Here is an 11,730-nt window from a genome sequence, read left to right on the forward strand (position 1 = left end):
GGATTGCCTTACTCAAGTCACCTGTAAATAAATCACTTAGAGTAATGCTGTTAGTACGTTTTAACCTATACGATAGCTTATTGATTTAGTAGCCCTTCATAAATAAGCGACACTACCGATCCGTACTGCGCGGTTTCAAATTGTTTACCTGTAAATTCGTAACGTTTTAGCGAGCCTTTAATTGCGCTATGGCGAGCATTAGTAAGTAAAACAATAGCCAAGTCGTAAGCGGGGTCTATTACGGTTACTGTGCCTGTCCAACCGGTGTGGCCATAAGCCTGCGCGCTTGCATAAGGGCCAAAGTGCCAACGCCTTGCTTGGTTATTACCGGCAAGCCTAAAGCCAAGCCCGTAGGTTTCATCGCTTGATTGCGGCGTTAAAAATTGCGCTAAAGCGCTTGCACTAAATAATTGTTCATCGCCGTAGCCGCCATTATTTAGTAATAGCTGGCAAAGCACGGCTAAGTCGTGAGCGTTACTAAACAACCCTGCATGCCCTGCTACGCCATCAAGTGAGTAGTAAGCGCGCTCATCATGCACTTGGCCTTGTAAAACAGTGGTACGAACATTATCAAACTTAATGCGCCCGTCTCGTGTGTTGCCGCTAAGCTCAGTGGCTGCAAATTGCTGCGGCTTAAAGCCTTTTTTAAGTGGATTAAATAACGTGTTAGTTAATTTTAATGGCGCGTACACTTGCTGCTCTAGGTATTCGTCAAGGGGCTGCCCAGTTATGCGCTCAATGAGTACGCCTAAAATCATGTAATCAATATCTGAGTAAACATGCTGCCCAGATGATTTACTACTAAAAGGCACGCTGGTAAGTAATAGCTGTTTGGTGGTTTTACTGTTTTGCGAATAAAACGCGTCGCCGTAGCTGCCATCTTTACGATGAAAGTCAAATACTGGCGGGTATCCAGCGCTGTGTGTGAGTAAGTCTTTTACTGTGCGCTTTGCTCGCCCTTCACCTTTATATTCGCTTAGGTAGCTTTGTACGGGTTTATTAATATTTAATAACCCTTCGCTTACTAATTTCATAAGTGCAAAGTTTGTGGCAAATATTTTGGTGTTTGAGGCAAGATCAAACAAAGTATTAGTTTGCATGGGCTCTGGGCGTAGTAGCATTAAATCACTTTGCTGGTATTGCTTTGCATCGCCATAGGCGGTTAATTTTATTAGCTCGCCATTTTTAACAACTGCCAATACAGCACCAGGAAAACCTGCTTTTACATCGCGTTCAATTAATGCGTCTACTTCATTAAAATCTATATGCTTTTTTGGTTCATCGCTTAAAGTAGGAAATGCAAAACGCAGCGTTAAACTTGCGCCAGCAGGGAGAATATTTTCAACTTTAAAGGTATTAACACCGTTGTGAGTATTTTTTGCCAAACTGTAATTGTATAAGGTGTTGGCGCTTAGTTGGTTAACGTCGAGCTTTTTATTATTAATGTAAATATCGGCGCTTTGTGCGTTATGGTTTTGTATTAATAATTGCCCGCGCCCTTTGTAAGCTTTAAACGTTCCTCGGTTATTTACATAAAACCGGCTACTTGGATTTACCTCAGGAAACGTTACAACCACTTGTGCATTAGGCAGCTCTACAAGTTGGCTCTTTGTAAGTGGTAGCACCGAGCTAATAGGCTCCGGTGGTGTACTACAACCCACAATAATAAAGCTCAATGCCGCTATAAATGCTTGTTTGATATAACCACACCTTTGATTTTTTACAGCAATAAACATGCTTAGCCCTTATTTATATAACAAGTAAGGCGCTCTTTGCGCTTTAAATTGCGCAAGCCCCGCCTGCCAGCTTTGTTTTATTTGCGCTTCTGATTGCCCTGCTTCAATAGCTAAGCGCAATTTATTAGTACCCGCTAGTTTATCCATAAAGTCAGCGCGCTCAAAAAGCGAGATGTTATTTTTAGTAAGCTTCGTGTACGCATTTATTAAGTAAGTTAAATTTAAACCTGTGATATTTGCTTGTCTTAAATCGAGCCCTTGCACGGTTTGGTTTTTAAATTTAGGGTTTAAAGCAGCGCCTTTAATTGCGCGCGGTGTAAAATTAAAATCACCTAATGCTACTGGCGAATAGCCAATTACTTGAAATGCAAAGTCGGTGCCTCTACCAATGCTAATAGGCGTTGCTTCAAAAAAGCAAAGTGATGGGTAAAGCGCAATGGCTTGATCGTTAGGTAAGTTAGGGCTGGGTTTTACAGGCAAGCTGTAAGTACTTTTGCGAGTGTAATGCTCAACAGGGATCACCGTTAATTTTAAATCGGCCGCTTTATTGATCCAACCCTCGCCCTTGATCATTTTGGCAAGTTCGCCAACGGTCATGCCGTGTAAAACAGGAATTGGGTGCATGCCTACAAACGATTTAAATTCTGACTCTAATATTGGCCCATCAACGTAGGCAATATTTGGATTGGGCCTATCGAGTACTAAAAATTCTATCCCCTGCTCTGCAGCGACTTCCATCATGTAGTGCATAGAGCTTATGTAGGTATAAAAACGCACTCCCACATCTTGAATGTCAAAAATAATGACATCAACATCGGCTAAAGCAGCTTGGCTTGGTTTTTTATTTTTACCGTAAATAGAAATAAGCGGAATACCAGTTTTACCATCAACAGCATTTTTCACATGGGCGCCCGCATCGTGATCGCCACGAAAGCCATGCTCAGGTGCAAAAATTTTAGTTATGTTTATGTTTTTAGTCAGTAGAGTATCTACTAAGTGAGTTTCCCCTACGCTTGATGTTTGATTAACGACTAGCCCTACACGTTTATTTTTTAACTGCGGTAAATATTTAGCATATTGCTGCGCACCTACTACAAGTGAGTTATTAGCTTCGTTGGCTTGCACACTTGCAATAAAAATGGCGCTAAAAATAAAAAACAACGTAATAAATAGGGTTTTAAACATACTGCAATATCCTTTTAAATAAGGCGTTTAAAATAACATAGGTAATAATAAAGAGCAGCTTTAGAAAGGGGTTAAGTGGGCTTAGATATAGTGATTAGATATAGCCATTAGAAGCTGGCGCTTCTCACGCGAGCAAGCTCTGCGGCTACAGGAGTGGTAGTTTACACTTCACTTTATTTTAGGCACAAAAAAACCGACTTAATGTCGGCTTATTTATGAAAGTGGTGGGCGCAGGAGGATTCGAACCTCCGACCGCTCGGTTCGTAGCCGAGTACTCTATCCAGCTGAGCTATGCACCCACTTTCATAGATTGCTTATTTAAACTCTAAGCAGAGCGTATTAATTCAGGCATAAAAAAACCGATTTCCATCGGTTTATTTTTCTTACACTTAAAAGTGTATGAAAACATGAAAGTGGTGGGCGCAGGAGGATTCGAACCTCCGACCGCTCGGTTCGTAGCCGAGTACTCTATCCAGCTGAGCTATGCACCCACTTTCATTTTTACTATTACTTGTTTTTACTCTAAGTGAGAGTTTTACTTATTTATACTCTAAGTAGAGTTTATAAAGTGGTGGGCGCAGGAGGATTCGAACCTCCGACCGCTCGGTTCGTAGCCGAGTACTCTATCCAGCTGAGCTATGCACCCACTTTATAGTTTGCTTATTTAGACTCTAAGCGAGTTATTAAAGTATGGTGGGCGCAGGAGGATTCGAACCTCCGACCGCTCGGTTCGTAGCCGAGTACTCTATCCAGCTGAGCTATGCACCCATACTTTAAAATTTTACAAAACACGCCATTAAAAGAAATGGTGGAGAGGGAGGGATTCGAACCCTCGATAGAGCTACAAACTCTATACTCCCTTAGCAGGGGAGCTCCTTCGGCCACTCGGACACCTCTCCGTCTTGTGGGGCGTATAATAAAGATTTCAGAAAATATGTCAAACACTTTTCTACCAAAAACGACTATATGGTTACAGATTGCACATATGCTTGGTTTAAAAGTGTAATTAGTTTGAAATTTAAGCGGGTTACGTATTTTTATTTGAAGGATTAACACCTAGCACGGGAACTAAGTCATCAGTTAACTGAGCCAAATACTGTTCTTGATAACCTAATTGTTGAAATTCAGCGATACAAGCACGGTAGTAAGCGTTTCGTTCTTGCTCTGATGTGCATTCTTCTGATAAATCATCTACTCGTTTGTCTTTCATACTATTATTCTAAGTCCTTTAAGAATCTATATTTAACTGCTAAATACCAGCAGTGTAAATTTCGTGCGTATTCTAGCTAAAACCTTTGTACAAACACAACATATGTTTAAAAAACAATCATACTAAAAAGTTATAGCACTGTTAGTTTTAATATTAAAAACTTCCAATAACAATAAGTTAGTGAAGCTGAATTGCACATTAATCAGCACTAATAATTACCTTTAATTTTTAGTGTAGTACTTATTAATTAAAACACTAATTATAAGTAAAAAAACGCCGCTATTAAGCGGCGTTTATTAACTTACTTTGTTTTACTAAAGCTTAGTCAGCTTGTGGACGCATATGCGGGAACAAAATAACGTCTTTAATTGTTGATGAATCAGTAAACAACATTACTAAACGGTCAATACCAATACCTTCACCAGCCGTTGGCGGTAAGCCGTACTCTAGTGCGCGTATGTAGTCTTCGTCGTAGTGCATTGCTTCATCATCGCCTGCGTCTTTCTCTTCAACTTGACGAGTAAAGCGCTCAGCTTGGTCCTGTGCATCGTTAAGCTCAGAGAAACCATTTGCAAGTTCACGGCCGCCAACAAAAAACTCAAAACGGTCGGTAACAAATGGGTTTTCGTCGTTACGGCGTGCAAGTGGTGATACTTCCCACGGGTAACCAGTAATAAACGTAGGTTGAATAAGCATGTGCTCTGCTGTTTCTTCAAATATTTCACAAAGAAACTTACCTGGGCCCCAAACACAGTTTTCAGGAATTTTAACGTGCACTTGTTTAGCGTACGCTTTTAACTCTTCAAAATGGTTTTCTGGGTCGTTAAATACCGCAGCATCAAACTCAGGGTTATATTTTAAGATAGCATCCGCCATACTTAAACGTGTAAACGGTTGGCCAAAGTCGTATTCAACTGAATCGATAACTTCGCCGTTTTCGTCCTTAGTTGTATTAACTACAATTGCACTACCTAGTACGTTTTCTGCAACAGTACGTAGCATGTCTTCGGTAATGTTCATCAGGTCGATGTAATCAGCGTATGCTTGGTAAAATTCAATCATTGTAAATTCTGGGTTGTGGCGTGTAGATAACCCTTCGTTACGGAAGTTACGGTTAATTTCAAATACACGATCAAAACCACCTACCACTAAGCGCTTTAAGTAAAGCTCTGGCGCTATACGTAGGTACATGTCGATATCAAGCGCGTTATGGTGAGTTACAAACGGACGCGCAGATGCACCACCAGGTATAACCTGTAGCATAGGTGTTTCTACTTCCATAAAGTCACGGTCTGCTAAAAAGCGACGAATGCCTTCAACTACTTGTGAGCGAATGCGGAATGTTTCGCGCGTTGCTTCGTTAGTAATTAAGTCAACATAACGTTGGCGGTACTTTGTTTCTTGATCTGATAAGCCATGGAATTTTTCAGGTAACGGACGAAGTGACTTAGTTAGTAATTGATACTCAGTCATTTCTACGTATAAATCGCCTTTACCCGATTTATTTAACGCACCTTTAACACCTATAATATCGCCAGTGTCTAGCTGACCATATTTTTCTTTAAGGTCTTTTTGAACATCTTTAGATGCATACGCTTGTACACGACCTTTCATGTCTTGAATTACAAAAAACGGTCCACGCTTTGCTAAAATACGTCCAGCAATAGACACAACTTCTTGTAGTTCAACTAATTCTTCTTTGCTCTTATCACCAAACTGGGCTTGCAAATCAGCCGTGTAATGCTCACGACGGAATTGGTTTGGATGACCGTTGGCTGGGCAATTTTCGCGTATCGCGTCTAACTTGCCGCGACGCTCAGCGATTAACTTGTTTTCGTCTTGGATTTTATCAGTCATTTTTTAGCTCTTTATTAGCTTGGTGGTTATAGGCCAGATTTAAGGCTGGCTTCAATAAATTTATCTAAGTTACCGTCAAGTACCGATTGGGTATTGCGGTTTTCAACGCCTGTACGTAAATCTTTAATACGTGCGTCATCAAGTACGTATGAACGTATTTGGCTACCCCACCCTATATCAGATTTAGCGTCTTCTTGCGTTTGTTTTTCAGCATTTTGCTGCTGTAGCTCAAGCTCAAATAATTTAGCTTTTAACTGCTTCATCGCTTGGGCTTTATTTTTATGCTGTGAACGCTCGTTTTGACACTGCACTACGGTATTGGTTGGTACGTGAGTAATACGAACCGCCGATTCGGTGGTATTAACGTGCTGACCACCCGCGCCTGATGCACGGTAAACGTCTATACGTAGGTCTGACGGATTAATATCAATTTCAATATTATCGTCAATCTCTGGGTATACAAACGCAGAAGCAAATGAGGTATGACGACGACCACTTGAGTCAAACGGGCTTTTACGCACTAAACGGTGAACGCCTGTTTCTGTACGTAACCAACCGTAAGCGTATTCGCCAACAAAGCGAACTGTTGCGCCTTTAATACCGGCAACATCACCGTCAGTTGCTTCAACTAGCTCAACTTTAAAGCCTTTAGCCTCGCCCCAACGTAAATACATACGAAGTAGAATGTTACACCAGTCTTGTGCTTCAGTGCCGCCAGAACCCGATTGTAAATCAAGGTACGCATCGTTTGAGTCATGAGGACCTGAAAACATACGACGAAACTCTAAACCTTCTAACTGCTCGTTTAGATCGCTAAGTTCGCTTTGTGCTTCATCAAAGGTATCTTGATCTTCGGCTTCTACAGCAAGTTCAAGTAGACCTTCAACGTCGTCAGTACCGGCTACAAGGTTGTCGATTGTTTCAACAACAGCCTCTAATGCTGATTTTTCACGGCCAAGCGCTTGTGCGCGTTCAGGCTCATTCCATACGGCTGAATCTTCAAGTTCGGCGTTAACTTCTTCTAGGCGTTCTTGTTTAAGAGCGTAGTCAAAGGTACCCCCGAAGCAATTCAGTACGTTCGCGAATTTCCTTGATTTGGTTAATCACAGGATTCACTTCAAACATGTACATCACTCCAAAATGGCTAGGTAATTGCGCCCCTTTACATGGGATTTTCGCAACAAATTATCGTCAAATGATAAAAACGCCCGATTTTAACAAAAAACCGCGCGCTTTATTAGCCTTTTATGCATGATTTGTGCATATTTTTTAGTGCACTTTTTCAAGCTCTCTAACTATTAATTGCAGCGTAAATTTACCTCTAAACTCATTTATATCGAGTTGATAGGCTACTTTTACAAACTTCGCTTCTGTGTCGGGCCATTCTTTTACATCAATACCAAAGGCAATGGCGTCAACTAATCGCCCTGATTGATGCTTTAGCACCAGCTTTAAATGCTTTTCGCCGACTATGCGCTGCTGTATTACTTCAAAGGTGTGCTCAAACACCGGCTCAGGAAATTGCTGCCCCCACGGGCCCGATTGCTTTAATAGCTGAGCAAACTCCATCGTAAAGCAGTCGTTTGGCAGCTCACCGTCGGTAAATACAATACAGCGCTTACTTTCTTCACTCAGTTGCGCACTCACTGCAGCATCAAATGCCTTTTTAAAGTCGTTAAAGTGTTGCTCATTAATACTTAAACCAGCGGCCATTGCGTGGCCACCAAATTTATTAATTAAGTGTGGCTCAGCAGTATTAAGCCCTTCGAGTAAGTCGCGCATGTGCAACCCTTCTATAGAGCGGCACGAACCTTTTATTTCACCATTTTCGCCACCAGCAAATATAACGGTTGGTCGGTGGTACTTTTCTTTTAAGCGACCAGCCAAAATACCAATAACACCTTGGTGCCAATCGTCTTGAAACAAGCAGATTGCATCAGGGACGTTATCGTCGCTAAATGCGAGTCTATCAAGCACGGCTTGCGCCTCGGCTTGCATGCCTTGTTCTATTTCGCGCCTTGCAAAGTTTAAGCTATCGAGCTCGCTGGCAATACTACGTGCTTGGTTTATATCGGTGCTAAGTAAGCATGCTATACCCAAACTCATGTCGTCTAATCGCCCTGCTGCATTTAAACGCGGGGCAAGTGAAAAGCCAAAGTCGCTTGCGCTTAAGCGCGCAGCATTGCGGTTAGCCACTTCAATAAGCGCGGTGATGCCAGGGCGTGTTTTACCACTGCGAATACGTGCTAAACCTTGATGTACTAAGGTGCGGTTATTTGCATCAAGTGCGACCACGTCAGCAACCGTACCAAGCGCTACAATGTCGAGCAAGTTAGCTAAATTAGGCGGCGGTTGCTGCTCAAAATAACCAAGGTCTCGCATTACGCTTCTCAGTGCTATTAGTAAGTAAAAAGCAACGCCAACGCCTGCTATAGATTTAGACGGGAAGTTACATTCGTGCCTATTTGGATTTACTATTGCATCGGCATTTGGCAGCTGCTCACCTTGTAAGTGATGATCTGTTACCAGCACTTTAATACCAACCGCTTTTAAAATATCAATACCAGCAATACACGATATGCCGTTATCTACGGTGATCACTAAATCAGGCTTTATTTGTACTATTTGCTCTGCAAGTGCGGGGCTTAAACCATAACCTAAGCTAAACCGGTCAGGAATTAAGTAATCTAAATGCTTAAAGCCAAACATCTCAAGGCCTTGCATTAATGTTGCAGTACTTGTTGCGCCATCAGCATCAAAATCGCCGACTATTAATATTTGGCTTTGCGCTTTTAATGCTTCAATTAATAAATCGCTGGCTTTGTCGATATCTTTAAACAATTTAAAGTCGTGAAGCGTAGCTACGCTGTTATTTAGCTCGTCGGCATTAAATACATTGCGGTTAGCATAAATTTGTTTAATTACAGGGTGTAAATTACTCGGTAGATGCGAGTCGTCAACGTTTTCACGCGCAATGATCAATTTTTTCATGCAGAGTTTTAACTTATTGGGTCGTATTAAAAAGACAAAAAAAGGCCATTAAGGCCTTTTTATTAGCTATAAAACGTATTACGACGCTTTGTTAGCATCTAATGCTGCTTTTAGTGCTGCTGCTGGCTGGTAACCTGGGATCATCGTACCATCTTCTAAAATAATGGCAGGTGTGCCGCTAATACCAAAGCTTTGACCAAGCTGGTAATGCTCTGCAACCGGTGCGCTACAGCCTGCAACTACTTTAGTGCTTGTACCCGACTTAGCTTCTGTTAGTGCTTCTTGCTGATCGCGTGCACACCATACATTCATTAAATCTGCGTAGCCTGAACCTTGTAAGCCACCACGTGGAAACGCAAGGTACTTAACGGTAATACCCGCATCAAGTAAATCGTCTAACTCGCGATGTAATTTACGACAGTAACCACAGCTAATGTCGGTAAATACGGTAATACTGTGTTTTTCGTTTGGTGCTTTGTACACAATCATCGAATCTTCGTATTCTTTAATGCCCTCAACACGCACGCCGTTTAATGCTTGCTCTGTTAAGTTGTTACGATTATTTAAATCGATTAACGTACCTTGCATTAAAAATTGACCATCTGGACTTGCGTAAAGCACGCCCTTATTAGTGATCAACTCTTTTAAGCCCGCTACTGGGCTTGGGTTAATTTGCTTTACAGTTACACCAAGCTCGGCAAATTTAGTAATAATAGGATCATTAGCATCTGGTGTTACAGCAACGCCATTTGCAAATGCACTAATACTTGTGCACAACATGGCACCTGCTAACATTAATTTTTTCATAACTTCTCTCTATCCTAAAAATACTTAATATATTGACCGGCTTAATAATATTTACTTTCAAACTTACGCTCGCGGATGATGCTCTGCGTGTACCGACTTTAACCGTTCATTGGCAACATGGGTATAAATTTGCGTCGTTGATAAATCGCTATGGCCCAACATCATTTGTACCACACGTAAATCTGCCCCATGATTTAATAAGTGCGTAGCAAAAGCATGGCGCATGGTATGGGGCGATAATGGAGACTCAACTGATGCCAAAATAGCATAGTGTTTAATTCTATGCCAAAAGGTTTGTCGCGTCATGCCTACTCCGCGCTTAGATGGGAACACAAAATCGGTGGCGTGTTTTATCATTTGTGCACGCCCACCCTTTAAAAACTGCTCCAGCCAATACATGGCTTCTTCACCCAGTGGCACTAAGCGCTCTTTATTACCTTTACCTTTTACAAACACCACTGCTTGGCGCAAATTAATTTGCTCCATACGAAGCCCAACAAGCTCGCTTACACGCAAACCCGTTGCATAAAGTAGTTCTAGCATGGCTTTGTCGCGCAGCCCCATCGCTTCTTCTGTGTTGGGCGCATTTAACAATGCCTCAACTTCAGCTTCTGAGAGTGTTTTAGGTAACGACTGTCCGGCTTTTGGTTGAGCTATGTTTAGCATGGGCGAATCACTAATTATTTTTTCGCGCACAAAGTACTGATAAAAACGCTTTAGCGCACTAATGCTACGTGCTGTACTGCGTGGTTTTAAACCTAAATCAACTCGATGCGCTAAGTAGCTTTCTATGTCTAGCCCCGTTACCGTCATTAAATTTTCGCCTTTTAAAAATAGGCAAAACTTATCTAAATCACTGCGATAAGCGCTTAATGTATTTTCGCTTACGCCTTGTTCTAAGTACAGGCTATCTAAAAAGGTTTCTAGGTAGTCGCTATTACTGCTCATACTGCTGTTATTTTCAAAAGAATCGTCAGATAGCGTTGTCACATTATGCTCTCATGCTTTGCTAAGGTATCAATTAAAAATACCTTACGGTAAACTTGAGCCTATCATATCAGGCAATTACACAGTGATAAATACGATGCAAATTGGTTTATTTTTTGGTTCTACTACGTGCTACACCGAAATGGCAGCAGAAAAGATTCGCGACATTATTGGTGCCGATATAGTTACCCTGCACAATATTAAAGACGAGCCACTAAAAAATGCAGAGCAGTACGACTTTATCATCTTTGGTATTTCAACATGGGATTTTGGTGAAATACAAGAAGACTGGGAGTCAAAGTGGGACGACATAGCCGACGTAAACCTAAACGGTAAAACCATTGCTTTATTTGGCATGGGCGATCAGCAAGGTTACGGGCAATGGTTTCAAGATGCGCTAGGCATGCTACACGATGAAATAAATACGCAAACATTTACTCAACTTGGTTTTTGGCCAAATGACAGTAGCTACGAGTTTGAAGCCTCAAAAGCATTAACCCCTGATGGTAAACAGTTTGTTGGTCTTGCGCTCGACGAAGACAGCCAATACGAGCTAAGCGATGAGCGTATTGCAACATGGGTTGAACAGGTAATGACTGAATATAGCGAAACGCTTTAATTAATTAGCTAATAAGTAAAAAGCCCGCAACTAGTTTAGTTGCGGGCTTTTTAACTAGGGTCTGTTGATCTTTTAAGGTTAAATTTGCAGCAGTCTGTTTGGTATTTAGGCAAGGCAGAGCCTATGCAGTGTGGTTATTCCCCATAAATGGGCGATAACGTAGCATTAATGCCAAACAGGCGCTGCCCAAAGGGTTCTTCCTAGGGGCGATCAACTCTTTGTTGCCTACATGGATGTAGGTAAGGGGCGTGAGCAGGACGCGGAAGCTTTGCTCGGTTTTTACTTAGCCCACTAGGTTACAAATCTCGCGCCGCGATTAAATAGCCCCTAGTTTGAAC

Annotated in this window: 9 protein-coding genes and 5 tRNA genes; 1 reads left to right on the forward strand and 13 read right to left on the reverse strand. The window is 41.8% G+C overall.

Going from position 1 to position 11,730, the window contains the following annotated elements; genetic code table 11:
* Nucleotides 1-77: 77 nt before the first annotated feature.
* The 13 genes from pbp4b to xerD all read right to left on the reverse strand — a co-directional run bounded on the left by pbp4b (nt 78) and on the right by xerD (nt 10,776).
* Nucleotides 78-1,736: a penicillin binding protein PBP4B gene (gene pbp4b, locus H5160_RS09440; RefSeq protein ID WP_182737300.1), complete on the reverse strand. Its 1,659-nt coding sequence runs from the start codon at nt 1,734-1,736 to the stop codon at nt 78-80.
* 9 nt (nt 1,737-1,745) lie between these two features.
* A complete protein-coding gene (locus H5160_RS09445; protein ID WP_182737302.1) occupies nt 1,746-2,921 on the reverse strand; it encodes an exo-beta-N-acetylmuramidase NamZ domain-containing protein in 1,176 nt (391 codons plus the stop codon).
* Between the two features lie 222 nt (nt 2,922-3,143).
* Nucleotides 3,144-3,220 (reverse strand) — tRNA-Arg (locus H5160_RS09450).
* A 115-nt stretch (nt 3,221-3,335) separates the two neighbouring features.
* Nucleotides 3,336-3,412: transfer RNA gene (locus H5160_RS09455), tRNA-Arg, on the reverse strand.
* 78 nt (nt 3,413-3,490) lie between these two features.
* Nucleotides 3,491-3,567 (reverse strand) — tRNA-Arg (locus H5160_RS09460).
* Between the two features lie 45 nt (nt 3,568-3,612).
* A tRNA-Arg gene (locus H5160_RS09465) sits at nt 3,613-3,689 on the reverse strand.
* Nucleotides 3,690-3,727: 38 nt separating this feature from the next.
* Nucleotides 3,728-3,820, reverse strand: a tRNA-Ser gene (locus tag H5160_RS09470).
* Nucleotides 3,821-3,948: 128 nt separating this feature from the next.
* Entirely contained in the window at nt 3,949-4,131 is a 183-nt protein-coding gene (locus tag H5160_RS09475) for a hypothetical protein (protein ID WP_010553261.1), read from the reverse strand.
* A gap of 321 nt (nt 4,132-4,452) precedes the next feature.
* Nucleotides 4,453-5,988 carry a lysine--tRNA ligase gene (gene lysS, locus H5160_RS09480; RefSeq protein ID WP_002961420.1) on the reverse strand — a complete coding sequence of 512 codons (1,536 nt, stop codon included), beginning with the start codon at nt 5,986-5,988 and terminating at the stop codon, nt 4,453-4,455.
* 26 nt (nt 5,989-6,014) lie between these two features.
* Nucleotides 6,015-7,113, reverse strand: a protein-coding gene (gene prfB, locus H5160_RS09485; protein WP_100218355.1) for a peptide chain release factor 2 whose coding sequence is annotated in 2 segments (ribosomal slippage) — nt 6,015-7,037 and nt 7,039-7,113 — 1,098 coding nt in all. Because the reading frame shifts where the segments join, the coding sequence is not laid out codon by codon here.
* A 144-nt stretch (nt 7,114-7,257) separates the two neighbouring features.
* Entirely contained in the window at nt 7,258-8,979 is a 1,722-nt protein-coding gene (gene recJ, locus H5160_RS09490) for a single-stranded-DNA-specific exonuclease RecJ (protein WP_182695430.1), read from the reverse strand.
* A gap of 78 nt (nt 8,980-9,057) precedes the next feature.
* On the reverse strand, nt 9,058-9,786 hold the full coding sequence (dsbC, locus tag H5160_RS09495) for a bifunctional protein-disulfide isomerase/oxidoreductase DsbC (protein WP_002961417.1): 729 nt from the start codon (nt 9,784-9,786) through the stop codon (nt 9,058-9,060).
* A gap of 63 nt (nt 9,787-9,849) precedes the next feature.
* On the reverse strand, nt 9,850-10,776 hold the full coding sequence (gene xerD, locus H5160_RS09500) for a site-specific tyrosine recombinase XerD (RefSeq protein WP_002961416.1): 927 nt from the start codon (nt 10,774-10,776) through the stop codon (nt 9,850-9,852).
* 94 nt (nt 10,777-10,870) lie between these two features.
* On the opposite strand from xerD, the gene fldB reads away from it, so the two are divergent.
* The gene (gene fldB / locus H5160_RS09505) at nt 10,871-11,392 is read left to right on the forward strand and encodes a flavodoxin FldB (RefSeq protein WP_024605911.1); all 522 of its coding nucleotides are present in this window, start codon (nt 10,871-10,873) and stop codon (nt 11,390-11,392) included.
* Nucleotides 11,393-11,730 lie beyond the last annotated feature (338 nt).

The sequence above is a fragment of the Pseudoalteromonas sp. SG43-4 genome (assembly GCF_014164325.1).
Classification (GTDB): Bacteria; Pseudomonadota; Gammaproteobacteria; order Enterobacterales; family Alteromonadaceae; genus Pseudoalteromonas; species Pseudoalteromonas distincta.

Coding starts and splice junctions, on each gene's coding strand:
- H5160_RS09445 (WP_182737302.1), bottom strand. CDS start 2,921: ATGTTTAAAACCCTATTTATTACGTTGTTTTTTATTTTTAGCGCCATT.
- pbp4b (WP_182737300.1), bottom strand. CDS start 1,736: ATGTTTATTGCTGTAAAAAATCAAAGGTGTGGTTATATCAAACAAGCA.
- lysS (WP_002961420.1), bottom strand. CDS start 5,988: ATGACTGATAAAATCCAAGACGAAAACAAGTTAATCGCTGAGCGTCGC.
- dsbC (WP_002961417.1), bottom strand. CDS start 9,786: ATGAAAAAATTAATGTTAGCAGGTGCCATGTTGTGCACAAGTATTAGT.
- H5160_RS09475 (WP_010553261.1), bottom strand. CDS start 4,131: ATGAAAGACAAACGAGTAGATGATTTATCAGAAGAATGCACATCAGAG.
- recJ (WP_182695430.1), bottom strand. CDS start 8,979: ATGAAAAAATTGATCATTGCGCGTGAAAACGTTGACGACTCGCATCTA.
- fldB (WP_024605911.1), top strand. CDS start 10,871: ATGCAAATTGGTTTATTTTTTGGTTCTACTACGTGCTACACCGAAATG.